This window comes from Mycobacterium sp. M23085 (assembly GCF_045343915.1).
In the GTDB taxonomy this organism is placed as follows: domain Bacteria; phylum Actinomycetota; class Actinomycetes; order Mycobacteriales; family Mycobacteriaceae; genus Mycobacterium.
Genome location: NZ_CP174280.1, coordinates 1,723,580 through 1,749,492, shown reverse-complemented (window position 1 = coordinate 1,749,492; position 25,913 = coordinate 1,723,580). Strand labels below are relative to the sequence as shown.

Sequence of the window (25,913 nt, the reverse complement as noted above, 5' to 3'; positions counted from 1 at the left end):
GATTGAACTTTCTCACTCGAGTTAGATAACGACTTAGATGACGACGACGCCCTCGGCGACGCCGATGGCCCGCAGGTCGCGGTACCAGCGTTCGACCGGGTGCTCTTTGGTGTAGCCGTGACCGCCGAGCAGCTGGACACCGTCCAAACCGATCTGCATGCCCTTGTCGGCGCCGAGGCGCTTGGCCAGCGCCGCCTCGCGGGTGAACGGCAGGCCTTGTTCGGCACGGGCCGCGCCGCGCCAGGTGATCAGCCGCAGCCCGTCCAATTCGATGGCGATGTTGGCGCACATGAAGGCCACCGCCTGCCGATGCGCGATCGGCTCGCCGAAGGCCTCGCGTTCCTTCACGTACGGGACGACGTAGTCCAGCACCGCGTGCGAGGTGCCGACGGTCAGCGCCGCCCAGCCCAGCCGGGCCAGGGCGATCGCCTCGGAGTAATCCTCGTCGGTCGCTTCGTCCTCACCGAGCCGGGCGCTCACCGGCACCGTCACCCCGGACAGTTCGACATGCCCCAGGGCCGCCGCGCGAATCCCCATGCTCGGATCCGCTTTCACGGCAAGGCCTTTCGTCGATGATTCGACGATGAACAGCGCCGGCTTGCCTTCCAGCTGTGCGCCGACGATGAACAACTCGGCGTCGGCCGCGGCCGGCACCAGCGACTTCACCCCGTCCAGCCGGTATCCACTCGGCGTGCGCACCGCGGTGGTCTTCAGCCGGGTGGGGTCGAACAGCGGTTGCGGCTCGGCGATGGCTACGCATGCCTGCGGCACGTTCTCGCCGGCGAACTCGGGCAGGTAGGTGGCCTGCTGGTCGGCGCTGCCCCAATGGGTCAGCGCGGAGGCCACGCCACCGGGGGCCAGCAGCGGCAACGCCAGACCCATGTCGCCGTAGGCCAGCGCCTCGGCGACCAGCACGTTGGTCACGCTGGACCGGTGCGCGGCGATGCCGTCGAAATCCTCGGGGATGTTGATCGCGGTGATGCCGAGTTCCGCGGCCTTGCTGATCAACTCGTGGGGGTAGGTCGCCGCCTCGTCGGCGTCGTGTGCGGCGGGCCGCAGCACTTCCTCGGCGAACTCGTCGAGGGTCTCGACGATCATCTTCTGCTCGTCGTCGGGCGTCAGGTCGAAATAGTCCTTGCCGCTGGACTTGAGCCGGGTGGGCCCGCCGCGGAGGTTCTGAATCCGCTTGAACTCGCGGGAAGATGCGGCGGCGGTGGAGAACACCGTCTTCGTGCCGTAGCGCAGCGCGCGGTTGAGCGGGTCGCGCAGGTGGTATTTGTCCAGGAACTCCTGCCCGACGAGCGGGGTGATCAGCGCGATGGCGATGTCGACGCCGGTGCGCTTGTGTGCTTGCAGTCCGACGGCCGACTTATGGTCGCGCCGTTTGACGCGGGAGCGGGCGGATTTTGAAGTTTCCTTGGAACCGGAACCGGTCATTTCAGCAGCCTCAGGTCGTTGGGCAATGCGGATAGCCCCAACCTTACTCCGGAGTAAGATCGGAGAGAACAGTTGTTAACTAATTCACAGTGAGGCTGTCGAGCACCTGCTGCTGCAGCAGGCCGTTGGTGGCCACGGCGCTGCCGTGATGCGGTCCCGCGGTGCCGTCCAGGGCGGTCAGCGCCCCGCCTGCTTCGCGCACCAGGATGTCGAGCGCCGCGAGATCCCACACCGACACTTCCGGTTCGGCGGCGATGTCGACCGCCCCTTCGGCGAGCAGGCAATAGGACAAAAAGTCGCCGAAGGCGCGCACCCGCCACACCGCGTCGGTCAGCGCGATGAATCGGTCTCGCACACCCAGCTGCGCCCACCCGGACAGGCTGGAGAATGAGAGACTGGCCGAATTCAACTGTGCGACTGAGGAAACCGAGAGCCGGCGCGCGGGCGCACCGTTGACCGCGACGAAAGCACCAAGACCTTGGGCGGCCCACCACCGGCGCTGCAATGCCGGGGCGCTCACCGCGCCGACGACGGGGACACCGTCTCGCAGCAGCGCGATCAGGGTGGCCCACACCGGCACCCCGCGGACGAAGTTCTTGGTGCCATCGATCGGGTCGATGATCCACTGACGGCCGGTGAAGGTGGTGTCGCCGCCGAACTCTTCGCCGACGATGCTGTCGTGCGGCCGTTCGCGCCCGAGCACCGCGCGCAGCTCGGTTTCCACCGCGCGATCGGCGTCGGTGACCGGCGTCAGGTCGGGCTTGGTGTCGACGCGCAGGTCCAGCGCACCGAAGCGGGCCGAAGTCAATATGTCCGCGCGGTCGGCCAGCGCCAGTGCCAGCGTCAGGTCGTCCTGGCTCATGCGCGCCGCCCCTTTTCATCGCGTCGCGCTGCATCGTCACCGGTGCGGCTCATGACGCAGTCTTATCACGGTCCTACCATGGCCTCGTGTGGGAATTCGGGCTGCTGCTCCTGCTGACGGCCATACTGGCGGTATTTCTGGTCCAGCGGTTCGTTCCGCGCGGCCCGCGCGGAGAGCTGCTGAGCGGCACGTTGCTGGTCACCGGAATAAGCCCGCGACCCGACGCCACCGGCGAGCAGTTCGTCACCATCGCCGGTGTGATCAACGGTCCCACCGTCAACGAACACGCGGTGTATCAGCGCATGGCCGTGGACGTGAATCAGTGGCCGACCATCGGCCAGCTGTTCCCGGTGGTGTATTCGCCGAAGAATCCGGACAACTGGAAATTCGCTCCCGCCGCACCGCCGCCCGAGCCGCCCGCCGCACCGCCGCCCGAGCCGCCCGCCGCACCGCCGCCCGAGCCGCCGCCGGCGGGCTGACCGTCAACCCGCCGCGGGCGGGCGCGCCATCACCATGATCCGCCTGCCGTAGCGTGGCACCACCAGGGCTGCTCGCCGCGCCGTTCCGCCGGGGACCCCGGGGACGCCGGGTGCGGGGGACCCGCTGCGGGCCACCGCTTCCGTCAGCGCCGGATCGGACAAGCCGCCGGCCGGTAATGGCGTAACAGGGTTGCCGGTGGTAGTCGCCCAACCGGCGGGTACCGACATCGGGCCGACTCGTCCGGCACGCGCGAATACCGCGTTGACGTTGCCCAGGCCCGCCGCGGTGCCGCTCAGCGCGGGCGCCTTGGGGAGCGCGGCCGGTACCGCCCCGAGGTTCGGCAAAATCCCTAGTGTCTTGTCCGCCTGGATGATTCCGGCAGGCGTCCCTTCCGCAGTGAAGATGGACCTGAATACCGCCTGGGTGCCCTGGATGGTGTCCAGGATCCGAAAGAATTGCGACGACGAATTGGAAGTCGAGGAGTTCACCACCACCACCTGCGATCCCGAGTCCGTGGCGTTGGCGGTAGCTTGCAGGACGGCGTCGCGCTGTGCCGTCGCCCCCTCGGTGGTGGTGTTCTGGCGCGGCGAGGTAAACGGTGAGAACTGGACTGCCGCAGCCGAACTGGCGGAATAGCTGTACATCGCGGCGGCGTCCTGCGCCCAGTATTCGGCGTACTGAGCTTCGGTGGCGGCGATGGCCGCGGTGTTCTGGCCGAAGAAGTTCGTTGCCACCAAGGTCGCCAATTGGGTGCGGTTGGCCGCGACCGCCGGTGGGGGCACGGTCATCGCATGCGCCAGCTCGTAGGCCGCGGCGGCCGCCCGGGCCCGCATGGCCGCCTGCTGTGCGCGTTCGGCGGTGGTATAAAGCCACGCCACGTAGGGGGCGGCGCTGGCCGTCATCGCTTGGGCTGAGGGTCCGTGCCAGTACACACCCGTCAGGCCGGACAGCACCGATTCGTACACCGCGGCGGTGATGCCCAGCTCGGCCGACAGCGAGTCCCAGCTTCCCGCGGCAGCCAGCAGCGAGCCCGACCCGGGACCTGCGTACATCCGGCCAGAGTTCACCTCTGGGGGAAGAAAGCCGAATTCCATGTCTTACAGCTCTGATAGCTGCGTAAAGCGAAACTGCTTGCGGTGAAAGGTTTCTCCTATGACCGATCGCAGTTGGCGGGGTGGCGGCACGTCACCCGGCGGCCGGCGGGCGTGGCATCACGGTGAGCCGCACCCCGTAACGGGGCGGCACACCCGCGCCGACGGACTTCGCGGCACCTCCGCCGGGCATACCCGGGTACCCGGGATATCCCGCTGCCATCGGCTCCTCGGTGCCCGGCAGCGTGGTGAAGCCGGCGGGCTCCAGCGGCGAGAAATGTGTGCTCGTGGGTGCGGCCCAGCTCGCGGGCACCGACATCGGCCCGATGGTGCCGGCGTGCGACAGGGTCGCGGTGACGTTCCCCAGGCCGGCACCGAGGCCCGATGTCGCACCCCGCAGTGCGGGCGTCGCGAGCGCGGGAGCGAGGTTGGCCGCTGCCGCTCCGGGCTTGGCCAGAATGCCCAAATTGTTTTCCGCCCCGATGACTCCGGATACGAACTGCTCCATGTTGTAGGGAGCGGCAAAACCGAGCTGGCCCGCCTGAATGACGTCAAGGGCCCGGAAGGCGGCGTTGCCCGAGCTCGTCGTCGATGCGTCAACGTAGTAGATGTCGCCTGGGGTAGGTCCGGTTTGCTGCATCGATACCGGTGAAAACGTCTGGGTAGCAGCCTTATTCACCCCGGCGTTGGTGTTGGCGGTGGTCACGGCGGCGTTTTGGGCGCTCACCCCGGACTCATTGGTGGATTTGTTCGCCGCAGCAAACCGGGGCAACTGTGTCGTCGCCGCCGTCGACGACGCCGAGTAGCCGGCCATGGCGGCGGCGTCCTGAGCCCAAAAATCGGAGTACTGCGCCTCGGTGTCGGCGATGGCCGCGGTGTTCTGGCCCACGATGTTCGTCGCCACCAGCGATGCCAACAGCGCGCGGTTGGCGGCGATCACCGGTGGGGGCACCGTCATCGCATACGCCTGCTCGTAGGCTGCCGCGGCCGTCCGCGCCTGCATGGCCGTCTGCTTCGTCTGCTCGGCGGTCGCCTGCAGCCAGCCCACGTAGCGGGCGGCCGAGTATGCCATCGACTCGGCGGCGGCTCCGCGCCATTGCAGGTCCAGACCCGCGAGCACCGACTCGTAAGACTCGGCGGTGGAGGCCAGCTCGGCCGATACGGCGTCCCAGCTTCCCGCGGCGGCCAGCAGCGAGGCCAGCCCCGGGCCGGTGTACATCCGGGTTGAATTGATTTCGGGTGGAAGAAACGCCCAATCCATCTGTGATATCCCCTCAAAGTGCGGTGTTCGGGCAAACGCCACCGGCGCCGGAGCTCGCCGCATCGGCGTTGTTCTGAGAAATGTGGACCGCCCCTGATTCGCCTTGCCGGCCGGCAAAGCTCACCCCGCGTCAGGTGGGAGGCAGCCCGGCGCGATCACACCGCTACTGCCCAGCGGGCAGTAGCGGCGCTTATCGGGTCGGCGGTGCGTGCGCGCAGGGCATTGCAAAAGACCTTCGGGTTTCGGGCACTCTAAAAGTCTCAGGTGCGGCCGTAGCCTGCGGGGTTTTGCTTATTTCACGGCACTGACCACTCAGAATTCAGCTGCCGTTAACCTTTTGTTCACTTGACGTTCACTTTGCCGGGCGCGCCGTCTACGCCTGTTGAACGACGAAAGCACCTGAGGTGCTTGGCAATTGACGGTGCGGACCTGAGGCACCTGCCGAGCCGTCCGCCGAGTTTCCGGCGCGGGCTCAGCCGTGGCTGACCCGGAGCAACTTGGCCAGACTCGGTAGCTTGACGCGTGGACGTCCGTGCGGTTCGCCGGCCGCTCGCTCGTGGGCATCGATGAGGTCCCAGTGCGCCGAGGTGACCAGCTGGGGCTGGCGTGACGCCAACCAGTCGGCCAGCTGGTCGGCGTGGTCGTCCGGGAAATCCGCGAGACCGTCGGCACCGGACAAATCGGCGAGCAGCGTGTCGACCGTGTCTTGGGAGTCCTTCTTATTGGTGCCGATGACGCCGGTCGGTCCGCGCTTGATCCAACCGACTACGTATTCGTTGCGGCTGCCCTCGACCCGGCCGCCGCTGTTGGGGATCGTCGCGGTCTTCTCGTCGAACGGCAGCCCGGGGGTGGGCACACCGCGGTACCCGACCGAGCGCACCACCAGCTGAACCGGTAGCTCCTCGCGCTCGCCGGTGTCGACGGCGGTTACCCGCCCGTTGTCGTCGGTGACCAGCTCGTTGCGGCCGAGCACGATTGCTTCCACCCTGTCGCCGCCCTTGATCTCGATCGGGGAGGTCATGAAGCGCAACACGATGCGGCGATGTCCCGGGCGTGGGTCGCGCTTCGCGTAATCGCGCAGCACGTTGATGTTCTGCTTCGCGGTCTTGCCGACCGCGGCCGCATCCTCGTCGCTGATGCCCTCCAGCTGGGCGGGGTCGACGATCACGTCGACGTTTTCCAGGTCCCCGAGCTCACGAAGCTCCAGAGTGGTGAACGCGGTCTGCAGCGGGCCGCGCCGACCGATGACCACCACTTCGTCGACGCCGCACGGCCGCAGCGACTCCAGCGCGTGGTCGGCGATGTCGGTCAGTCCCAGCACGTCGGGGTCGGTGACCAGGATGCGTGCCACGTCGAGTGCGACGTTGCCGTTGCCGACGACGACGGCCCGGGCCCCGGAGAGGTCGGGGGTGGCCGCCTCGAAGTTCGGGTGGGCGTTGTACCACCCCACGAAATCTACGGCGGCGATGCTGCCGGGCAGGTCCTCGCCGGGGATGTTCAACGCACGATCGGATTGGGCCCCGACCGCGTAGATGACGGCGTCGTAGCGCTCGGCGAGCTCGTCTGCCTGCACATGTTCGCCGACCGAGATGTTGCCGAAGAAGCGGAAGCGCGGGTCCTGAGCGGTCTTCTCGAACTGTTTGCTGATCGACTTGATCTTCGGGTGATCGGGCGCGACGCCGGAACGCACCAGCCCCCACGGGGTGGGCAGCATCTCCAGCATGTCGACGACGATTTCGATGTCTTCGGACCCGTCGGCGGCCTTCAATAAGGAGGACGCGGCGAAGAAGCCCGACGGACCGGAACCGACGATTGCAACGTGGTAAGGGCGCATTCTCGACCTTCTATTCGTGCCCGGATGCGCGCAGGGGGCTCCCCAAAACAGGCCGGCGCGCAAAGCGGGGCGCTCATGATCGTGACTCGATGCTAAACGCATGACCATCGGTCGTGACCTGGACACTCGCTGCCAGCGGAAGCCGCTTCGGGCGTCCCGGTAACGTTGTCGGCTGTGGAACCCGACCGTCAAGCCGATATCGCCGCCCTCGACGCCACCCTGACCACGGTGGAGCGGGTGCTCGATGTGGACGGTCTTCGCGCGCGCATCGAAAAGCTCGAACACGAGGCATCCGATCCCCAATTGTGGGATGACCAGGCGCGCGCCCAGCGGGTGACCAGCGAGTTGTCGCACGCTCAGGGCGAGCTGCGCCGTGTCGAGGAGCTGCGCGGACGCCTGGACGATCTGCCGGTGCTCTACGAGCTGGCGGCGGAGGAGGGCGAAGGCGCCGCCGACGCGCTGGCCGAGGCCGACGCCGAGCTCAAGGCGCTGCGGGCGGACATCGAAGCCACCGAGGTGCGCACCTTGCTGTCCGGCGAGTACGACGAACGCGAGGCGCTGGTCACCATTCGTTCGGGTGCGGGCGGGGTGGACGCCGCCGACTGGGCCGAGATGCTGATGCGGATGTACATCCGGTGGGCCGAGCAACACAAGTATCCCGTCGAGGTGTTCGACACGTCCTACGCCGAAGAGGCCGGCATCAAGAGCGCCACGTTCGCCGTGCACGCCCCCTTCGCCTACGGCACGTTGTCGGTGGAGCAGGGCACCCACCGGCTGGTGCGAATCAGCCCGTTCGACAACCAGAGCCGGCGCCAGACATCGTTCGCTGAAGTCGAGGTGCTTCCGGTGGTCGAGACCACCGATCACATCGACATACCGGAAGGCGATGTGCGCGTTGACGTTTACCGCTCGAGTGGCCCGGGAGGTCAGTCGGTGAACACCACCGACTCTGCGGTACGTTTAACCCATATCCCAACGGGTATCGTCGTGACTTGCCAGAACGAAAAATCACAGTTGCAGAACAAGATCTCGGCGATGCGGGTGCTTCAGGCAAAGTTGTTGGAGCGCAAGCGTTCCGAAGAACGCGCTGAGTTAGACGCGTTGAAAGGCGAGGGCGGCAGTTCGTGGGGCAACCAGATGCGCTCCTACGTTCTGCAGCCGTATCAGATGGTCAAGGACCTGCGGACCGAGTACGAGGTCGGCAACCCTGCCGCCGTCCTGGATGGAGACATCGACGGATTCCTGGAAGCGGGAATCCGTTGGCGCAACCGAAAAGATGACGAATAACACACGTTTTCTCGCGGCACCGATGACGCACCGCTGGCACGACTTCTGGCGGGGCGAACTCGGTGAGTGGATCATCGCCAAGGGTCTGCGGATCGTCATGGTCCTGATCGCGGCGGTGCTGGCGGCCCGGTTCGTCAACTGGGTGGCGCAGCAGGTGACCCATCAGCTGAACCTTGGCTTCGCCGAAAGCGACGCGCTGGTGCGCTCGGAAGCGACCAAGCACCGGCAGGCCCTGGCGTCGGTGATCTCCTGGGTCTCGGTCGTCATCATCGGCATCTGGGTCATCCTGCAGATATCTTCCGTACTGCAGTTCTCGGTGGGCGGGTTGGTGGCGCCGGCCACCGTGGTCGGCGCCGCGCTGGGTTTCGGCGCACAACAGCTGGTACGAGATCTCTTGGCCGGCTTCTTCATTTTGGTGGAGCGCCAGTACGGCTTCGGGGACCTGGTGACGATCACCGTCGTGTCCGCGACGGATGCCAGCGGCACGGTGGAGAACGTGACCTTGCGGGTGACCCGCCTGCGGTCAGCGGATGGCGAAGTCTTGACCATTCCGAACGGTCAGATCGTCAAGGTGGTCAACCTGTCGAAGGACTGGGCGCGCGCGGTGGTGGACATCCCCGTGTCGACCAGCGCCGACCTGAACCGGGTCTACGAGGTTTTGCATCAGGAATGCGAGCGGGCCATGGACAACCCGCTGCTCGGGGAGTTGCTGCTGGACCCACCCACCGTGATGGGCGTGGAAAGCATCGGGGTCGACACCGTCACCCTGCGCCTGGTGGCCCGGACGCTGCCCGGAAAGCAGTTCGAGGTCGGCCGGCAGTTGCGCGTGCTGGTCATCCGGGCGCTGGCCCGCGTCGGAGTCGTCACCGCGGCGGACGCGACGGTGGGCCTGGTGGAAGACCCGTCCGTCCCGGCCGCCCAGGCCGCCGAACAGCAAACCGACGATGAAGTCCAAGGTGCGGTGCAGAAGCGTTGAAGTTCACCCTGAACATCCTCGAGAAGCGCGGCGACGACACGGATGCGGAGCATCGCTGGCCCAAGCACGTGTTCGGCGGGCGGATGCGCACGTCGACCTTTGTATTGATCATCGCTTTCATGCTGGCGTGGTGGGTCTACGACACCTACCGCCCGGAACCGGCGCCCAAGCCCCCGGCCCCGCAGGTGGTCCCGCCCGGCTTCGTGCCTGACCCCAACTACACATGGGTGCCGCGCAGCCGCGTTCAGGCGCCGCCGGCGACCGTCACCTATACGCCGACCCCGACGAGCACCCCGCCGCCGCCACCCCCGCCACCGCCCCCGCCGGTGACGACGACCACGACCACCACCCCGCCGTTCCAGCTGCCGCAGCTGCCCTGCATCCTGCCGGCGCCGTTCTGCCCGCCCAGCTCGAGCCCGGCCACACCACCGCCGCAGCAACCCCAGCCGGGGCCCGGTCCCGTTCCGACTTCGCCGCCGCCGTCCAGTTGACTTCGCCTGCCAGCGAAATTCACCGCTACACTGGCGTGCCGTGATGATCACCCTGGACCATGTCAGTAAGAAGTACAAAGCGTCGGCCCGCCCGGCGTTGGAAGACGTCAACGTCAAGATCGACAAGGGTGAATTCGTCTTCCTGATCGGCCCGTCCGGGTCGGGCAAGTCCACCTTCATGCGGCTGCTGCTCGGCGCGGAGAACCCGACCAGCGGCGACGTCCGGGTATCGAAGTTCCACGTCAACAAGCTGCGCGGTCGTCACGTCCCGAAGCTGCGCCAGGTCATCGGCTGCGTTTTCCAGGACTTCCGCCTGCTGCAGCAAAAGACTGTCTACGAGAACGTCGCGTTCGCGCTGGAAGTGATCGGCAAACGACCCGACGCGATCAACCGGGTGGTGCCGGACGTGCTCGAAACAGTGGGCCTGTCCGGCAAGGCCAATCGGTTGCCGCACGAGTTGTCCGGTGGCGAGCAGCAGCGGGTGGCGATCGCCCGCGCGTTCGTCAACCGGCCGCTCGTCCTGCTGGCTGACGAGCCGACGGGCAACCTCGACCCAGATACCAGTAAGGACATCATGGATTTGTTGGAGCGGATCAACCGCACGGGGACGACGGTGCTGATGGCAACGCACGATCACCACATCGTCGACTCGATGCGCCAGCGCGTCGTCGAATTGTCGCTGGGCAGGCTGGTTCGCGACGAGCAGCGCGGCGTTTATGGGATGGACCGCTAAGTGCGCTTCGGTTTCCTACTCAACGAGGTACTGACCGGGTTTCGCCGCAACGTCACCATGACGGCCGCGATGATCCTGACCACCGCCATCTCCATCGGCCTGTTCGGCGGCGGTCTGCTGGTGGTCCGGCTGGCCGACAACTCGCGAGAGATCTACCTCGACCGCGTCGAGACCCAGGTGTTCCTGACCGACGACATCTCGGCCAACGACACGACGTGCGCGTCCGCGCCGTGTAAGGCGCTGCGCGAGAAGATCGAGGCACGGCAAGACGTCAAATCGGTGCGGTTCGTCAACCGGCAGGACGCCTACAACGACGCCATCAAGAAGTTCCCGGAGTTCAAGGACGTGGCGGGCAAGGACTCGTTTCCCGCGTCGTTCATCGTCAAGTTGAACAACCCCGAACAGCACGCGGAGTTCGATGCCGCGATGCAGGGCCAGCCCGGGGTGCGCAGCATCCTCAACGAGAAGGACCTCATCGACCGGCTGTTCGCCGTGTTGGACGGCTTGCGTGATGCCGCGTTCGCCGTTGCGCTGGTGCAGGCCGTCGGGGCAATTCTGTTGATTGCCAACATGGTGCAGGTCGCGGCCTACACCAGGCGCACCGAGATCGGGATCATGCGGCTGGTGGGTGCCAGCCGGTGGTATACCCAGCTGCCCTTTTTGGTGGAGGCGATGCTGGCCGCGGCCATCGGTGTGGCCATCGCCGTCGTCGGACTCATGTTGGTTCGGGCATTGTTCCTGGACAACGCGCTGAGCCAGTTCTATCAAGCCCACCTGATCGCCAAGGTCGACTACGCCGACATCCTCTACATCTCGCCGTGGCTGTTCCTGCTCGGCGTGTCGATGGCGGCGGTGACGGGGTACGCGACCTTGCGCCTCTATATACGGCGGTAGCTGTGGCCAAGGGTTCCGGCCGAGCCAAAGCGGCGGGCGGCAAAGGTGGCGGCAGACAAGTCATCGCCACCAATCGCAAAGCGCGGCACAACTATTCGATCATCGAGTTGTTCGAGGCCGGAGTGTCTTTACAAGGCACCGAAGTCAAAAGCCTTCGGCAGGGCCAAGCATCGTTAGCTGACGCGTTTGCAACGATCGACGACGGCGAAGTTTGGTTGCGTAACTTGTACATTCCGGAGTACCAGCACGGTAGCTGGACCAACCATGAGCCGCGTCGAAACCGAAAGTTGTTGTTACATAGGCAACAAATTGACAGGCTGGTCGGCAAGATACGAGATGGTAACCTCGCCTTGATGCCGCTGTCACTGTATTTCTCCGAGGGCAAGGTCAAGGTCGAACTTGCCCTCGCGCGCGGCAAAAGGGCTTATGACAAGCGCCAGGACATGGCGCAACGCGATGCACAACGCGAGGTGGTCCGTGAAATGGGACGTCGAGCAAAGGGCATGACCTGATCGGGGCGGCTTACGCCCAGCTGTCTGCCGTTACCTACGGTGTCAGCGATTTCGTGGGCGGCGTTGCAGCGCGGCGAGTGGCCGCGCTGCGCGTGATGCTGGTCGCCTACCCCATCGAGACGCTGTTGCTGGGCGTGATGGCCGTGTTCGTCGGCGGCCCTATTCATGCCGGTGCCGTGCTATGGGGCTGCCTGTACGGCATCGGTATGGCCTTCGGCATGTGGGCGTTCTTTGCGGCGCTTGGCTCCGGGCCGATTTCGGTGGTCTCGCCGTTGGCGGCCGTGCTCAACGCCGCAGTGCCCGTCGCCGTCGGTATGGCGTTGGGGGAGCGGCCCGGACAGGCGGCCCTGGTGGGCGTGGTGTTGGCCCTGGGCGCCGTGATGCTCGTGAGCCGTGAGGCCCCGGTCGAGGGAACGCCATATCGGTTCACGCCAAAGGTGGCCTGGCTCACAGTGGTTGCGGGTTCGGCGATGGGGCTGAACCTGGTGTTCTTGCACCAGGCTCCGCACGTGTGCAAACTCTGGCCGCTGGTCTTCGCGCGGGTGGCGGCCAGTCTGGTGGTGTTCGGCATGGCCAGAACCAGCCAGAACCTGGTGATGCCGCGCGGACGGCCGCTGAAACTGGCCGTGACCGTCGCCGTGCTGGACATCTTCGCCAACATCACCATGCTGGCGGCGCTGCACACCTGGCTGCTGTCGTTGGCCAGCATCCTGATTTCGCTCTATCCGGCGGCGACGGTCGTGCTGGCGATGGTCGTGCTGCGCGAGCGGGTGACCCGCCTGCAGGGGATCGGCATGGTGCTCGCCATGGGATCCGTGGCGATGATCGCCTCCGCCTGAGCGCCCGAGGCGCCTGCTGTTGATGCGAAAGCTGACCGGCCTACGATCCTGACCATGGCCGATCGTCCCGTCACCAAACTCGACAAGTCCGCCGTACTCTCCGGTCTCTTCGCGGTATGGGACGACATCGACGCGCTGCTGGCCGGGTTGTCCGAAGCGCAGTGGCGGGCGGCCAGTCCGCTGCCGGGCTGGGACGTCAAAGCCCTGGTGGCGCACATGATCGGCACCGAGTCGTTCCTGGCCGGCATCGCCGCACCCCAGCCCGATATCGACGTCTCGACGCTGCAGCACGTGCGCAACGACGTCGGCGTGATGAACGAGTGCTGGGTTCGCCACCTGAGCGCGCACGCCGCCGCCGACGTGCTGGAAAGCTTCAGGGCGATCACCACCGACCGCCGCGAAGCGCTGACGAGGTTGTCCGCGGAGGAGTGGGACGCGGTGACGATGACCCCCACCGGCCCGGATTCCTATGGCGGGTTCATGCGGATCCGCGTGTTCGACTGCTGGATGCACGAAGAAGACATTCGCGTGGCGCTGCAACGGCCGCCGTCCGACGCCGAGTTGTCCGGGCCTGCAGCGTCGCTGGCCGTCGACGAGATCGCCGCGACGATGGGCTACGTCGTGGGCAAGCTGGCCAAAGCGCCTGAGGGTTCGCGCGTCCAGTTCGACCTCACCGGACCGTTGGCCCGCACCATCCGCGTCAGCGTCGATGGCCGGGCCGCGGTGGTCGACGACTTCGCCGGCCAAGATCCGACCTCGACGATCCGGCTGGACGGCCTGCAGTTCACCCGGCTCGCCGGCGGCCGGCCGATGTGCCCGGCGCGCGCCCAGGACATCGAGCTCAGCGGCGATCGCGACGTTGCGGCACACATCGTCGAGCGCCTCAACTTCGTGATCTGATCTCCAATTTCGTTATCTGGCTGCGTATTTGGCACTCGCTCAACTCCATCAGCAACCGCAGTGGACCCCTGGAGCGACATATCTCACACTCGGGACCTCGGGTGGGCTGGAGCCGGGTGAATGGGTAGCCGATTACGTGAGCGCACCTTGCGCCGACCCCCATAGTCAACGCCAGGAGGCCGAAAGTGACTGCACCCGATACCTCGAGACTGCTCGCGCAACTGCGAACGCTGCTCGATTTGACCAACACCGAGATCCAGATCGCGGAGACCCGCGTGGCCCAAGCGCGCACCGAGGCGGTGCGCCGCGAGCTCTCCCAGAACGCCGCAAATGGCCGCGACCGTGCCGAAGCCATCGAGTCGGCGATCCGGGATCTGGGCGGATACCCCGACGTGATCGGTCCGTTCCTGGGTCGCGCCGCCGCGGTGGTCAAGGCCTTGACCGAGCAGGCCGAGCCATTCGACGAGGCGCTGTTGGGTGATCTCGCGCTCGAGGACCAGCTTCTGGACCGGGCTCGCTACGCGAAAGCGCTGGCAGTCGCCGCCAAGCGCCAGGACATCGTCGATCTCGCCGACCGTTTGATCACCGCCCACGCCGCGACCGTGGACTGGCTCACCACCGTGCTGGCCGAGGACGCGCTCGGCGGTCCGGCGGCGCTTCGCCGGACCCCGATCCAAATGGCCGCCGGCACCGCGGTGAAACTGGTCAACCTGCCGGTCACCTGGTCGGCCCGCGGGGTGGACCGGGCCGTCGACGCGCTGCGTTCCACCGGTCCGGCGATCAACGACCTTGTCAAGCGCGGGGGCAATGCCAGCGAGATCGCCGTGAAGGCGCTGTCGGCGTCGCAGAGCGCCGCCCTGCGTGCCGCGGAAAGGGTTACCCGCTCGGAAGGGGCGGACCGGGCCGCCGACGCGTTGCACTCGAGCCGCGCCGCGGTCGGCGTGCTGGATGAGTCCGAGTTGCCCATTCCCAACTACGACGACCTCAACGTCAACGACGCGGTGGCCGCGATCAAGGATCTCACCACTGCCGACGACGTGCACGTCGTTATCGCCTACGAAGAGGCGCACAAGAACCGGCAGCGCATCGTCTCGGCGGCGCAGACCCGGATTGCTGCCATCGCCCAAGAGGTGGTCGGCATCAATTAACGGACCGCGACTGCGAACGAGTGCCCCCGGTATACGACACCGGGGGCACTCGGCTTTGCGGTGCGCGCGCCGGCCGGGGAAGATATTCGCGTCGCCGCTGGTTGATACACAGGTACCATTGATATTCCTGCCGAAAGTCGGCGGGGTGCGAGGGGCTGAAAGGTTTCGACTTCGCGCATCGAATCAAGGGAAGCGTGCCGGTGCAGGCAACTGACCACCGTAAGCGTCGTTGCAAACAGATAAGCGCCGATTCACATCAGCGCGACTACGCTCTCGCTGCCTAAGCGACAGCTAGTCCGTCAGACCGGGAAAGCCCTCGACCCGGAGCCTGGCGTCAGCTAGAGGGATCCACCGATGAGTCCGGTCGCGGGACTCATCGGGACACCAACAGCGACTGGGATCGTCATCCTGGCTTGTTCGCGTGACCAGGAGATCCGAGCAGAGACATAGCGAACTGCGCACGGAGAAGCCTTGAGGGAATGCCGTAGGACCCGGGTTCGATTCCCGGCAGCTCCACCCATTTGACCTGCAGTTACGCTATCATCAGACTCCATGTCAAAGAGTTTGTCAAACGATTCGCGGTGGGCCAGCGTCCGCAAACGCCCTCGCAGCAACGGCTCGACGGCCTACGCGGTGCTCTATCGGATCGACGGTCGGCAGTCGGCCATCACGTTCGATGACGCTCGCCAGGCCGATGCCCTGGTGGCTCTCATCAAGGCGCACGGTGCCGAACGGGCCTTGTCCATGCACAACATCGACGCGGCACCGCGACGTCAGCACGGTGCGGTCCTGACGGTGGGCGGGTGGATAGATCAGCACATCGAGGCGCTGTCGGGTGTCGAGCGCAAGACGGTCGCGGAGTACAAGCGCTACCTGGTCCGCGACATCGAGCCGACCCTCGGAAGCATCCCGCTGTCGGCGCTGTCCCGCATGGACCTGAGCCGATGGGTGAACAAACTGCGCGAGGACGGGGCCAGCGGCAAGACGTGCTCCAACAAGTTGGGTTTTTTGTCCGGCTGCTTGAACGCGGCTGTGCGGGAAGGGCACATACCAGCCAACCCTGCTACCGGCGTCCGGCTGCCGCGCACCGTCCGGCGCGAAATGTGCTTTTTGACGCCGACCGAGTTTGATTTACTCAAGGCCGCGTTCACAGAACGCTGGCACCCGTTGCTGGATCTGTTGGTAACCAGCGGGTGCCGCTTCTCGGAAGCCACCGCGTTGACGCCCGCCGACGTAGACCGCGACAACACCAGCATCCGCATCCGGCAGGCATGGAAGCGCGTCCCCGATGGCAGCGGCGAACGCTACGAACTCGGCCAGCCCAAGACACGGCGCAGCGTGCGGACGGTGAGCGTTCCGGCCCCAGTGATAGAGGGCCTGGACCTCACCCGCGATTGGGTGTTCACCAACAGCCAAGGCGGTCCCATCCGCCTCTACTCTTGGCGGTCGAACGTGTGGGTGCCGAGTGTGGCCAAGGCCAAGGCGACCGACCCCAACAAGCCCGACAAGCCGGTGCTGACCAAGCCCATACGCATTCACGACTTGCGGCACACCTGCGCGTCGTGGCTGCTCGGCGCGGGCGTCCCGCTCATCGTCGTCAGTCAGCACTTGGGCCATGAGGATGTATCGGTGACGGCCAAGGTGTACGGACACCTTGACCGCACAGCCGGAAACGCTGCCGCCGACGCGATGGCGAAGATGCTGGGATCACACGGTTGAGCATCATCTCCCGGCTTCATCCGATGCTGTCTGCGATAGTGGGCGTCATGCCTGCGCAAGCATGGGTGACCCTGATAGTCGGCGCGTTGGCTACGGTCGGGGTACTCATCACATGGCAGCAGAAAAATCGGGCTGACCGGCGCAGCGAATGGTGGCGGCGGACGCAATGGGCTTTTGAGCGAACATTTAGCGACGATGACAGCCAGGCCGTGCTTGGCTGGCGGATGCTCGCAGCGCTGGCCGGTTCTAAACTGGCGACAGGCGATGACTCGACCTTTGTGCAGGTAATCGCGGAACATGCAGCCCTAGGTGATGACGAGCAAGGGGAGAGTGGCGATGGCAACGAATCAATCAGCGAAAGCGGGCAAGGTGCAGTCACCTAAGACCGAAACCCGTAGTCACGCTGTGCGCCAGGCGGCAGCCCAAGCCGCCGTCGCTGCCAGCAAGAAATCGGGGCGTCCCGTAGACCCGCGCGTGAAAAAGATAGCCGGGTCTTAGCCGTCCCGGCCATAGACAACCTGGCAACCAGTGCATGGCGCTGCCGCCGCAGCACTGCCCGCACCGGCACCGGCTCGGGCCGAACCGCGTGTTGGTCGGCCACCAGCCCTGCGGTTGCGGACGGCATGGGCATCTGACATGGGCCTGCCCGACTGTGCGGCGCGGTGAGCTGTGCGCCGCTCGTGAATAGTCGCTGCCGCGTGTTGCATGGCGCGGGCTATCGAAACCCGCGATAGCAAATATCTCGGCGACCGGCTTGGTACGTTCCCCCAAACGAATTTTTGGGAGGGACGAACGTGGGCGATTTCCACGAAGCGCTCAGGCGGCAGGATCAGCTGAGCAACGCCGAAGCAAAGCGAGCGGCATCCGCCGCAGCGTCTGAGCATCAGCAGGCGCAGGAGCATGCGCGGATGATCCAAAAAGGCTTCGTGGACCTCGCCAAGTATTTGGTGTCCGAGAACGTTCCGACTTTCCAGTACCGACACTTTCACTATGACCCGCGCATGCTGCGCTCGCATTACCTGCCCCCGTCGCCGCGAGGTTTCATCGCCTCCGCAGACGGTGGTAAGTCTGGAAGTTCATCCCCACGGTTCAAACGCGGCAACCTTGGGAAAGCGGGCCGCAACCTACTTAGTCTGAGTCTGCTGCTGCCAGACGGGCAGCTGTGGGAACACCGGGTACACGGCGTCGGCAAAGTGACACAGGGCATTAAAGACATGAGCCCCAAGAAAATTGAGGACGGCCTCCTTGGACTCCCGGCTCTGCGGGGTGGAATCTTTGGCGTGGACGTGCAGGGCAACCCCGAAGTCCGGTATGGATATGGAGAGTCAGACCCGTTCCATGATTTTCTCGCCAAGTTGGCGCAGCAGATGCGAGACGAGAACACTTACGCATGGGTCTGGGAACACACTGGCTGCTGACCCCCCGCACGCAACGCTGTGGTTTATGCACCGCCTGTGGATAGTCACTGCCGGGTGCTGACCGGCGCTGGCAGTCCACATGGGATTGTGTGATGATGCCGGATCATCCTGACATTGACGACTGCCTGTTCCATTACACGACGGCGGGAGGACTACTGGGAATCCTCACCAGCCGCAGTATTCGCGCCACTGACTCAGCCTTCCTAAATGACTCATCCGAAATCAGCTTTGCCGGACGGGCAGTAGAGCGATTTTTGGGAGACCTCTATCTTGAGCAGGAACGCCTATATAACCATCCGCCAGGTTCGGTGGAACGCCAGCGTATGGGCCTGATGGAGGAGGCGAGAGCGGCGCTGGCCGATTTCAACGAAGCTGAATACCACCTCGACGGCAATCATCGGTCTGTGTATGACGGCGCTACCTATGTTTCCTGTTTCACAGAAAAACCCAACCAGCTCAGCCAATGGCGCGGATATGGGGGGCGAGGATACTCGATAGGATTTACCAAAGATGGTCTAGGCAAATTGGTGGTTGAGCAAGACGACGCCCCGGTAGGGGAAATCGTGCAGGTGGGTTACGGCGAACCGGCACTTGCTGAGCTATATAAGGAAGTCAACACCTTTTTCCGCAGCCGTCCGGTTGCACCATTACCCGGACCTATTAGTGACCTTGCTGGCTCATTTGACTTCATCTTCCCGAGGCTGGCCAAGGTGAAGCATGGCGCGTTTGAGGAGGAACGTGAATGGCGCGCAATCGTTTCCAGGTATGTCCAGTGGTCAGCGGACCCACTATCTTTTAGGGAGGGAGTACGCATCGTCCCGTATCTGAATCTCAAGTTTGAGCCGGAAGCCTTGGCGTGGATTTACATTGGGCCAGGCGGGAATATGCAGGACAAGCGCGCGCTTCGCGCATTCCTCGCTAAGAACGGATACAACCTGGACCGAGTGTGGATCGAACTCTCTGGCGCTCCGTATCGCGGTGACTGAAGGGAGCGACTTTCCGCACGCGAGGCTGAGGTCGCTGAGGCAAGCGCTACGGTGTCACCGCTCGGATCGCACTTCACTGCACCCCCACCCGGTTGCACCTTGCGACGACCGCAAAAAGATCGGCAGTCACTTCTGTGTCCCTCGCGCCAACCGTTACCCGTCCCGTTTGGGATTCTTTAACACAAAATCACCCATTCCGTGAACTCCATCTCTACCGCTGGCAGGAGGAAGTTTGCTATACGCTTCGCGGATATTGGGCGGGAGCTTGAATCTATGACCCGAGCGCCGTTTGCCCTCAAGTGCCTCTTTAACGCGAGCCTGCACCCAATTCTTGATTTCTGGATCTTCCATTGCGGCACCGTAGCTCTTAGGAGAAGTCACTAACCCAACTTTGTGTCTCAGCTTGACATTCCGCGATACTGTGACGATGAGCTCGTTGTTATCGCGGAGAAACGCAACAGTCGGCGTCGAATTTTCCAGCCAATAAACGAACCCGCCGAATATCAGCACTAGTACCATGACAATGCCGACGGCAGCAAGTGATAATTTCAGAGCTTGCATGCGCAGGTGGTGGGTACCGAAACCGGAGATGGCCAGAGCAGTACCCACCGCGATTGCCGTGACAGCTGACGTTATAAGTGACGACAACGTTTTGGAGGCAACGTCTTTCCAGAATTTCTCGTCGCGCACCCACTGGCGCACCCACCCCGCAGTCTGCACTGGTTCCTGGGAAGCTTCCGACATTCCAGCATTTAAATATGCCGATTACCGTCACACGCTGCGCAATCGACGCCGGGACCGTTCGCTCAAGCCGTCGACAATCGACGCCGCTGGCGTTGTCTGTGGCTCGGGCTGTGGTACCGGCTGCGCCAGCTCGGCCTCTGCGCCATGCTGGTTCGACAGCCGGTCAAACATGGCCTCAACATGGTCGTCGGCCATGTACCACGTTCTACCCACCTTCACAGCCGGAATCTCGCGGCTCCGTACCTTATTAGCCAGCCACCGGGTGGCGTCCTTAAGCCCTGCCGGAAGATGCTTGCTGGCAACTTCATCCAACGTCATCAGCTCATCACTGCTGTGCTTGCGTCTGGCCACAGACCACTCCCATGTGTCGGGTAGGTCTCCGGCCTGGTGCCAGGATGGCGACCGCCTCTAGCTCACGGCTCATCCCCATGGGAGCGGCGCGGTGTTGCGCCGAGTCAGACTCTATCACCCTTGGTCATACAAACAACTCAAAGCGCTTGTGCTGCAACGTATGCGGATAGATATACGGAAGGACTAACCACAGCGCGCTGGTGATGTGTCCGACCGCTAACACAATGGCAATGACGGTCAAAGCCACGGAGAAGGCGACATGGACAGACGGAAATCCGAACTGTGCTGCCATATCACCGACTACCGTCCGACCGAACAGCGTGCAGATGGCAGCCATTGCAGCCCACACGGTCAAGCCGATTCCGGCGATGTGCGCGCCAGTCTTTAGGTACTCCGGTTTAACCTCACGCTCAGGCATCGCCAGCTTGCTCGTCGGTCTCAGGGGCGTTGGGGACTGCCCCGGGTTCAGTTGACTCGCGGGGTGTGATTTTCAAGCCGCGGTTGCGACTGGTGTGTGGAGCAGTTCGAACTCTATCGGGGTGAGCCTGCCGAGTGCGCGTTGCCGGCGGCGTCGGTGGTAGGTCCGCTCAATCCACGACACGATCGCAAGGCGCAGTTCGGCTCGGGTGGTCCAGCGTCGCCGGTCGAGCACGTTGCGTTGGAGAAGGGCGAAGAACGACTCCATGGCAGCGTTGTCCCCGCACGCACCGACGCGACCCATCGATCCGTGTAATCCGTTGTGTGACAGTGCGCGGACGAAGTTGCGCGAGCGAAATTGACTACCCCTGTCCGAATGAACGACCGTCGCGGCAGGCGAACGCAGCGCCACGGCGTGATCCAGGGCTGCCACCGCCAGCGAGGACTTCATCCGCGAGTCCATCGAGTAACCCACGATCCGGTTGGAATAGACATCTTTGATGGCGCAGAGGTAGAGCTTGCCTTCATCGGTGCGATGTTCGGTGATGTCGGCCAGCCAGACCTGGTTGGCGGACTGGGCGCTGAACTGACGCTGCACGAGGTCGTCGTGGACCGGTGGCCCCGATCGACGGTTCAGTCCTCGCTTCTTGGCGAAAATCGACCAGATGCGCTCTTGGGAACATAACCGTGCGACACGGTTCTCGCTGGCGGAGATCCCGCGCCCGGGAAGTTCGTCGGCGATGAATCGGTAGCCGAATGCGGGGTCGTCGGCATGGATGTCGCGGGCGGCGTTGATCAGGTGCGCATCATCCCAATCTCGCTGTGATACAGGTGCTTTGCGCCATTTGTAGAACGCCTGGGTGGAGAATCCCAGGACCCGGCAGGTCACCGTGACGGGCACGCCGTCATCGGCAAGGTCGAGGACCAGCGGGTAGATCATTTTGGGTTGGCATCCCGGGACAGGTAGCCGACCGCGCGACGCATCACTTCAGCCTCCTGCTCGAGGAGCTTGATCCGCTTATGCGCCTCGCGCAGCTGCGCCGACACATCACCAGAGGCCGCCGCAGACCCCGGCCGGTTGGCACCGTCCTCGCGGTCGGCGATCTTGAGCCAGCGATGCAGGCAGGCCTCCGAGATCCCGAAATCCTGCGCGATCTGGCGCAACGGCGCCTCACCCTTGCGGGCCACGGCGATGACATCGGCTCGGAACTCAGCGGGAAACGGCTTCGGCACGAGATTGATCCTTCCAGCAAGGACGAATCCTCACAGGTCAGGAGTCAACCAAACCGGGGGCAGTCCCCTCTATCTTCATCTAGCCAATCGAATCTCGCCGCGCTTTGATCCTGTCCACCTGCTGTTCGCCGTCGCCAAGGCGCACCGCATCGTGCGGGCAGCGTAGCGGGCGGCTCTTTTGTCGTTTCAGGGCTACTCACCCCCACGGCGAGTTACGGTTATGCCATGCCACGTCTTACCAAAGTCATCGTTGCCCTGATGATTGCCTGCAGCGCCCCCATGACGGCGGGCTGCACGTCCTGCACCACAGATGCTCTCGGTTACAACGCCTGCTGGTAATCCTGTAGCGGTCAAACGAAATAGCCCCCGGTGGACACTGGTCGCCGGGGGCTATTCGTCGTTCTGAGGGCTTCTCAGCCGGTGTTCTCGTCGTCGTATTCGTCATCGGGCACAAGGGATTCCAACCGCTGGACGCGGCTGTGCAGGTTGCGAAAGGCGACGATGGACATGATTGCGTAGGCCAATAGGCCGAACGTCAGGCCAACGGTGAAGTGCTCCATAGTTACTTACCCTCTCGCTCGGCCAAGACGATGGCGACACTGCCTGGTTCCCATTAGCCGCACCCGCTAGCAGCCGCGTTGCAGTAGGGATTCTGGTTGTATTCCTTGCCATCGAATGCCAGCGTTGCCACGCTGCCGCGAAGGCCCGAAGCGGGGTAGGCGGGGTCTACGCGGGCGTGGTAGTCCGTCGCACTCTCAACGTCCACCCTTACATGCGCGCCGACCGGGACCTCACGGGAATCTGAGCTGTCCTTAACCACGCCGAGGGCGTAGTAGTGGCCGTAAACACCGGGTGATGGCGCAGCCGTCAGGGTGATGTGTACGACGGCCTTTGGTGTACCCGCCTCGCTGCAGCCGATGTCCGGGGACATGGGCGGCGAATCCGTGCAACCTTCCTTGGCTGCCGGGTAGTCCTGGACATGCAGTTCGATCACACCATCGGGATAGACGGTCATCCAGTGATGGTGCCCCTGCCAATCCCCTACGAGAGGGGTGTAGGAGGGATCAGCCGCCGCCACCGACACAGATGGGGTCGATGTGGTCGATGCGGTGGGCGGCGGCGGTGAGACCGTAGAGGACGCCCATGTCGGTGCCGGGTTCGTTGTCGTCGCCACCGAACCACCGTGGTCGGACGGCCACCCCTTCACGATGACAACCGCAATCACCGCGCAGGCCGACACGCCGACAATGGCCGCGCAGCACACACCGACCCATGACCGTTGGATAGATGGGGACATGAGCCGGAGGCGCTGAGTCAGCCAGGACTCATCAGATTCGTCGGCCTCTGGCCAATCTTGTGTGTCTCCGTAGCCCTGCTCAGCCGACCATGCGAAGCCGGGGGCTGGCTGGGCGATGGGCGGGACTATCTCGGTGTCGGCAGCAGCTCCGCTACCGGGCGACATGGTGGTGCCCCATTCGGCTTGCACGATGGCAGCGAACTCCGTCAGCGCGTCAGTCTCCGAAGGAAACAGCGGGGCTACTCCCGTCACCTTCCGCTTAGGCATCGTCGTCACCACCCTCCATATCGCCAGCGAGGCTGTCGAGAAGATCATCTTCCAGGAATCCGCCGTAGCCGTCCCGAAAGTCTGCAAAGAAGGCACGGCCCACTTCCGTCAGCCGCTTAGGCATCGTTGCCACGGCCCTTGCGGGTGCGCGCTTGGGTGCTGGCAGCGCGTTCGTTGATGCGTTGATGCCAGGCGTTGATGTGTTGGTGCCAGGCGTCGTGAATCCTGATGTTGTAGACGATGGAACCGCACCCTCGACACGCATACTGGTTCTGGTGGTTGGAGACCTCGTAGTCCGGCCTTCCGCTGTTAGGCATCGTCGTCACCGGCCCTATAGATGCGCTTGGGGAAATCCTGGTCGCTGAATAGGTCCTCCCGGTCGCGGATTAGACCAAGTTCGTCCGCCAAGCTGTCCAGAATGTCCTCAAGGAAGCCGCCGTGGCCATCCCTGAAATCAATGAAGGCAGCGCGACCTACCTCGGTCAGGCTCTCGTCGTCGGCGAACAAGTCAACAAGCTGGCTCGGCGTGACGACCTGGCCCCGGTAGCAGTACCCGGCTATCTGCGCCGTCCGAAACTCCATCTGTGCTTCCCACAGCTGCAGATCAGCGCCCAAGTGGTCCCACAACGCTCTGGCGTCACTCATTGCCATCACCGACCTTCCTCGGCATCGCCCTTGGCGAACGGTTCATCCCACTCGGCAATGAACTCACGCGCCTTCGCCAAGGTGATCGCCTGAACCATGAACCCGTCGAACGGACGACCGCCCCCGTCGCTCCGTCGCTCGCCCTCACGCCGGACCTTCTTGGCGCTGCGGTAATACAGCAGCCACCAGGCCATCGGGGCACAGCCCTCTTTGCGGTTGTTCCGGCGAATCCGCCAGCGGTGGTCCGGTGTCTCGTAGTCGCCAGGCCCCAACTTGACTAGCTCAACCTGTGTGGCGATGGACTTACTCATGCGTGCCGCCCTCCTTTGTATGAGGGCCGAAGCGCAGAAAACCCGACCCCAATGACTGTGATTGGAGTCGGGATGGTCGGTGCGCCGCTCACGCGAGACCACGCTGGCGGCGTGGGTGCCGTGTCGATTATCCCACGGCGTGGCACGCCCGCCGAGGGTCTGGTTGTGGTTATCACCTAGCGAACTCCCTTTGACTCGTTGAAACGGCTTTGACACCGTTTGTCACGGTCAAATGGATGTCGCGTTTTCCCAGGAAATTTGACGAATTTTCGCGTATCGAGTGCGAGTCACGTCACTGTGTTTTCGCAGCTAGATGCCTATTTCCTGGCGCTTTGCTACGGGTTCGATTCCCGGCAGCTCCACAAGAGAATATGCAGCTCTAAGAGCTCCTGCGGGTCCGCACCGGGAAGACTGTGTGAAAGCCCAGTCGCAGCAGGGGCTACTTGTCCAATCTGTCCACGATTTTGCGGGCCGTTTCGTCGGGACAGTTAAAGCCGGCCTCGCTGAGCTGCTCTTGAACCGCCTGAACCTTTTCGTCCTCGCTGACGTCGGCGGGGATCTGAAGGCCGTCCGGGAAGTTGTCCTCCAGGTACCGCTCTATCTGCTGCTCGATCTCGTCGATCCAGTCGTCATCGTCCGTCATGATGGCGCGGTTTACACGGTCAGATCCACCCGCAGCGCCAGGTGCTCATCGAGTATCCGGCGCAGGGCGAAGTCCATCGGATGTGCGGACGCGAGGTCGCGGCCCAACCGGCTGTCCACCGCGGCTACCGTGCCCTCATGCAGTTCAGCGGTGTCGACCTGATCGACCAACGGATCGAACAATGCGGGTGGGGTGGCCAGGTAATACAGCGCCCGGCGCGACTCGTTCACCCCCGCGGCATACATCAGCCCGTGCTGGGTGATCACGAATAGTTCCGAGGTGATCATGGCGTTCGGGGTTTCGGCTTTGGCCCATGCCATTGCGGCGCACCGGGTCTGTGCCAATCTGTCGGGAACGTCGTCAGACAGGGTGAACAACCTTTCGACGAGTGCTCCACCCGTTCGCGGATATGCGTCGATGGCGAGTCTGAAGAACCGTTGGAAGATCTCGCCGAAGAAGTCGTGCAGTTGCTCGGTCATCGCAGCTCCCAGGTTTTGGACCGACACCTCAATTGTGCGCCCGTACCCTCAGTGGCACACGGACTACCTTGCCCGACAGAACCGGCGCGAACCTCCGCACAGCAGGACGAGGTTGTGGCGTTCGAATCGACTTCGGAGACCCAAACGTCGCCGGCCCGCCCGGGGTTCGCTTCCCGCAGCTCCACAACAGAAGGTGCTGTCCAAGGCGATGGATGGGTACACCGCATCACGAGAACGTGTGCGAACTCCCCAGCTAGAGTAGGAACCCTATGACTTATCGCCGTCTTGCTTGGGCGCTCGGCGCGGTGGTCGCGGCGGCCATCATTCCCGTCGAGGCTCATGGCCAGCCGCCGACGAAGTGTCTGACCAACACGCCCAAGGGCAAGCAGGTCTACGTGCCCTGCGATCTGCTCAACGCCGGCGCCAATTTCCCGCCGGGTCAGCGTTGTCCTCCGCCGCTCGAGCAGTACCCGAAAGATGTGGCGGAATGGTGTGGCGAAGGCCCAGGCCTCGCGAGTGCCACTCCCACTACTCCGCCGAGCCCGACGGGCCCGCCGAACCCTGCGGGTACTACCGGCCCGACAAGTCCTACCAGCCCTGCGCGGCCTACGAGTTCAACCAGTCCCAGCAGCCCGACGAGTGCTGCGACTACAACGAG

The 25,913-nt window shown here is 64.2% G+C and carries 32 protein-coding genes and 1 other RNA gene; 15 read left to right on the top strand and 18 right to left on the bottom strand.

Annotation, left to right across the window (positions count from 1 at the left end):
• Positions 1-33: 33 nt before the first annotated feature.
• Entirely contained in the window at positions 34-1,437 is a 1,404-nt protein-coding gene (locus ACIUM1_RS07840) for an acyl-CoA dehydrogenase family protein (protein WP_406816636.1), read from the bottom strand.
• Between the two features lie 79 nt (positions 1,438-1,516).
• Positions 1,517-2,299 carry a histidinol-phosphatase gene (gene hisN / locus ACIUM1_RS07835; RefSeq protein ID WP_406816635.1) on the bottom strand — a complete coding sequence of 261 codons (783 nt, stop codon included), beginning with the start codon at positions 2,297-2,299 and terminating at the stop codon, positions 1,517-1,519.
• A gap of 86 nt (positions 2,300-2,385) precedes the next feature.
• Here hisN and ACIUM1_RS07830 point away from each other — a divergent pair, with 86 nt between their 5' ends.
• Positions 2,386-2,778, top strand: a complete 393-nt coding sequence (locus ACIUM1_RS07830; protein WP_406816634.1) for a hypothetical protein — start codon at positions 2,386-2,388, stop codon at positions 2,776-2,778.
• Positions 2,779-2,781: 3 nt separating this feature from the next.
• Here ACIUM1_RS07830 and ACIUM1_RS07825 read toward each other — a convergent pair whose 3' ends face one another.
• The 3 genes from ACIUM1_RS07825 to ACIUM1_RS07815 all read right to left on the bottom strand — a co-directional run bounded on the left by ACIUM1_RS07825 (position 2,782) and on the right by ACIUM1_RS07815 (position 6,965).
• Positions 2,782-3,873, bottom strand: a complete 1,092-nt coding sequence (locus ACIUM1_RS07825; protein ID WP_406816633.1) for a PPE family protein — start codon at positions 3,871-3,873, stop codon at positions 2,782-2,784.
• 91 nt (positions 3,874-3,964) lie between these two features.
• Entirely contained in the window at positions 3,965-5,131 is a 1,167-nt protein-coding gene (locus ACIUM1_RS07820; RefSeq protein ID WP_406816632.1) for a PPE family protein, read from the bottom strand.
• A 472-nt stretch (positions 5,132-5,603) separates the two neighbouring features.
• Positions 5,604-6,965, bottom strand: a complete 1,362-nt coding sequence (locus tag ACIUM1_RS07815) for an FAD-dependent oxidoreductase (protein WP_406816631.1) — start codon at positions 6,963-6,965, stop codon at positions 5,604-5,606.
• A 174-nt stretch (positions 6,966-7,139) separates the two neighbouring features.
• Between ACIUM1_RS07815 and prfB the strand changes: the two genes are divergently transcribed.
• The 14 genes from prfB (at position 7,140) to ACIUM1_RS07745 (ending at position 18,868) form a co-directional block, all read left to right on the top strand.
• Entirely contained in the window at positions 7,140-8,252 is a 1,113-nt protein-coding gene (gene prfB, locus ACIUM1_RS07810; RefSeq protein WP_406816630.1) for a peptide chain release factor 2, read from the top strand.
• A 22-nt stretch (positions 8,253-8,274) separates the two neighbouring features.
• Positions 8,275-9,228, top strand: coding sequence for a mechanosensitive ion channel family protein (locus tag ACIUM1_RS07805; RefSeq protein WP_406816629.1), 954 nt, complete (start codon positions 8,275-8,277; stop codon positions 9,226-9,228).
• Positions 9,225-9,719 carry a hypothetical protein gene (locus ACIUM1_RS07800; RefSeq protein ID WP_406816628.1) on the top strand — a complete coding sequence of 165 codons (495 nt, stop codon included), beginning with the start codon at positions 9,225-9,227 and terminating at the stop codon, positions 9,717-9,719. Before ACIUM1_RS07805 ends, ACIUM1_RS07800 begins: the two co-directional genes overlap by 4 nt.
• A gap of 43 nt (positions 9,720-9,762) precedes the next feature.
• The gene (gene ftsE, locus ACIUM1_RS07795) at positions 9,763-10,452 is read left to right on the top strand and encodes a cell division ATP-binding protein FtsE (protein ID WP_406816627.1); all 690 of its coding nucleotides are present in this window, start codon (positions 9,763-9,765) and stop codon (positions 10,450-10,452) included.
• Positions 10,453-11,346: a permease-like cell division protein FtsX gene (ftsX, locus tag ACIUM1_RS07790; RefSeq protein WP_085290205.1), complete on the top strand. Its 894-nt coding sequence runs from the start codon at positions 10,453-10,455 to the stop codon at positions 11,344-11,346. It begins immediately after the preceding gene.
• 2 nt (positions 11,347-11,348) lie between these two features.
• The gene (gene smpB / locus ACIUM1_RS07785; RefSeq protein WP_406816626.1) at positions 11,349-11,858 is read left to right on the top strand and encodes an SsrA-binding protein SmpB; all 510 of its coding nucleotides are present in this window, start codon (positions 11,349-11,351) and stop codon (positions 11,856-11,858) included.
• A gap of 53 nt (positions 11,859-11,911) precedes the next feature.
• A complete protein-coding gene (locus ACIUM1_RS07780) occupies positions 11,912-12,697 on the top strand; it encodes an EamA family transporter (RefSeq protein ID WP_406816625.1) in 786 nt (261 codons plus the stop codon).
• A 54-nt stretch (positions 12,698-12,751) separates the two neighbouring features.
• Positions 12,752-13,597 carry a maleylpyruvate isomerase family mycothiol-dependent enzyme gene (locus ACIUM1_RS07775; protein WP_406816624.1) on the top strand — a complete coding sequence of 282 codons (846 nt, stop codon included), beginning with the start codon at positions 12,752-12,754 and terminating at the stop codon, positions 13,595-13,597.
• 185 nt (positions 13,598-13,782) lie between these two features.
• Positions 13,783-14,745, top strand: a complete 963-nt coding sequence (locus tag ACIUM1_RS07770) for a ferritin-like domain-containing protein (RefSeq protein ID WP_406816623.1) — start codon at positions 13,783-13,785, stop codon at positions 14,743-14,745.
• 151 nt (positions 14,746-14,896) lie between these two features.
• Positions 14,897-15,264, top strand: a transfer-messenger RNA (tmRNA) gene (ssrA, locus tag ACIUM1_RS07765).
• 33 nt (positions 15,265-15,297) lie between these two features.
• Complete coding sequence (locus tag ACIUM1_RS07760) at positions 15,298-16,464, top strand: tyrosine-type recombinase/integrase (protein WP_406816622.1); 1,167 nt, start codon at positions 15,298-15,300, stop codon at positions 16,462-16,464.
• The gene (locus tag ACIUM1_RS07755) at positions 16,461-16,847 is read left to right on the top strand and encodes a hypothetical protein (protein ID WP_406816621.1); all 387 of its coding nucleotides are present in this window, start codon (positions 16,461-16,463) and stop codon (positions 16,845-16,847) included. The genes ACIUM1_RS07760 and ACIUM1_RS07755 overlap by 4 nt, the downstream gene beginning before the upstream one ends.
• A gap of 411 nt (positions 16,848-17,258) precedes the next feature.
• Positions 17,259-17,882 (top strand): hypothetical protein, encoded by a 624-nt coding sequence (locus ACIUM1_RS07750; protein WP_406816620.1) that lies wholly within the window; start codon positions 17,259-17,261, stop codon positions 17,880-17,882.
• A gap of 92 nt (positions 17,883-17,974) precedes the next feature.
• Positions 17,975-18,868 carry a DUF2971 domain-containing protein gene (locus ACIUM1_RS07745; protein ID WP_406816619.1) on the top strand — a complete coding sequence of 298 codons (894 nt, stop codon included), beginning with the start codon at positions 17,975-17,977 and terminating at the stop codon, positions 18,866-18,868.
• Positions 18,869-19,021: 153 nt separating this feature from the next.
• On the opposite strand, the gene ACIUM1_RS07740 is transcribed toward ACIUM1_RS07745, so the two are convergent.
• From ACIUM1_RS07740 to ACIUM1_RS07680, 13 genes are all read right to left on the bottom strand, one after another.
• Complete coding sequence (locus ACIUM1_RS07740; protein ID WP_406816618.1) at positions 19,022-19,612, bottom strand: hypothetical protein; 591 nt, start codon at positions 19,610-19,612, stop codon at positions 19,022-19,024.
• Between the two features lie 27 nt (positions 19,613-19,639).
• Positions 19,640-19,963 carry a helix-turn-helix domain-containing protein gene (locus ACIUM1_RS07735; protein WP_406816617.1) on the bottom strand — a complete coding sequence of 108 codons (324 nt, stop codon included), beginning with the start codon at positions 19,961-19,963 and terminating at the stop codon, positions 19,640-19,642.
• 124 nt (positions 19,964-20,087) lie between these two features.
• Positions 20,088-20,381: a hypothetical protein gene (locus tag ACIUM1_RS07730; RefSeq protein ID WP_406816616.1), complete on the bottom strand. Its 294-nt coding sequence runs from the start codon at positions 20,379-20,381 to the stop codon at positions 20,088-20,090.
• A gap of 72 nt (positions 20,382-20,453) precedes the next feature.
• Positions 20,454-21,613, bottom strand: a protein-coding gene (locus tag ACIUM1_RS07725; protein WP_406814382.1) for an IS3 family transposase whose coding sequence is annotated in 2 segments (ribosomal slippage) — positions 20,454-21,322 and positions 21,322-21,613 — 1,161 coding nt in all. Because the reading frame shifts where the segments join, the coding sequence is not laid out codon by codon here.
• A gap of 413 nt (positions 21,614-22,026) precedes the next feature.
• The gene (locus ACIUM1_RS07720; RefSeq protein WP_406816615.1) at positions 22,027-22,173 is read right to left on the bottom strand and encodes a hypothetical protein; all 147 of its coding nucleotides are present in this window, start codon (positions 22,171-22,173) and stop codon (positions 22,027-22,029) included.
• A 53-nt stretch (positions 22,174-22,226) separates the two neighbouring features.
• Entirely contained in the window at positions 22,227-22,628 is a 402-nt protein-coding gene (locus ACIUM1_RS07715; RefSeq protein WP_406816614.1) for a hypothetical protein, read from the bottom strand.
• Between the two features lie 49 nt (positions 22,629-22,677).
• Positions 22,678-22,812 (bottom strand): hypothetical protein, encoded by a 135-nt coding sequence (locus ACIUM1_RS07710; protein ID WP_406816613.1) that lies wholly within the window; start codon positions 22,810-22,812, stop codon positions 22,678-22,680.
• A gap of 357 nt (positions 22,813-23,169) precedes the next feature.
• On the bottom strand, positions 23,170-23,301 hold the full coding sequence (locus ACIUM1_RS07705; RefSeq protein WP_406816612.1) for a hypothetical protein: 132 nt from the start codon (positions 23,299-23,301) through the stop codon (positions 23,170-23,172).
• A complete protein-coding gene (locus ACIUM1_RS07700) occupies positions 23,294-23,503 on the bottom strand; it encodes a hypothetical protein (protein ID WP_406816611.1) in 210 nt (69 codons plus the stop codon). The genes ACIUM1_RS07705 and ACIUM1_RS07700 overlap by 8 nt, the downstream gene beginning before the upstream one ends.
• Positions 23,487-23,828, bottom strand: coding sequence for a hypothetical protein (locus tag ACIUM1_RS07695; protein WP_406816610.1), 342 nt, complete (start codon positions 23,826-23,828; stop codon positions 23,487-23,489). The genes ACIUM1_RS07700 and ACIUM1_RS07695 overlap by 17 nt, the downstream gene beginning before the upstream one ends.
• Positions 23,828-24,133: a hypothetical protein gene (locus ACIUM1_RS07690; RefSeq protein WP_406816609.1), complete on the bottom strand. Its 306-nt coding sequence runs from the start codon at positions 24,131-24,133 to the stop codon at positions 23,828-23,830. The genes ACIUM1_RS07695 and ACIUM1_RS07690 overlap by 1 nt, the downstream gene beginning before the upstream one ends.
• A gap of 439 nt (positions 24,134-24,572) precedes the next feature.
• Positions 24,573-24,776, bottom strand: a complete 204-nt coding sequence (locus ACIUM1_RS07685) for a hypothetical protein (protein ID WP_406816608.1) — start codon at positions 24,774-24,776, stop codon at positions 24,573-24,575.
• 11 nt (positions 24,777-24,787) lie between these two features.
• On the bottom strand, positions 24,788-25,255 hold the full coding sequence (locus ACIUM1_RS07680) for a glucose-6-phosphate dehydrogenase (protein ID WP_406816607.1): 468 nt from the start codon (positions 25,253-25,255) through the stop codon (positions 24,788-24,790).
• Positions 25,256-25,913 lie beyond the last annotated feature (658 nt).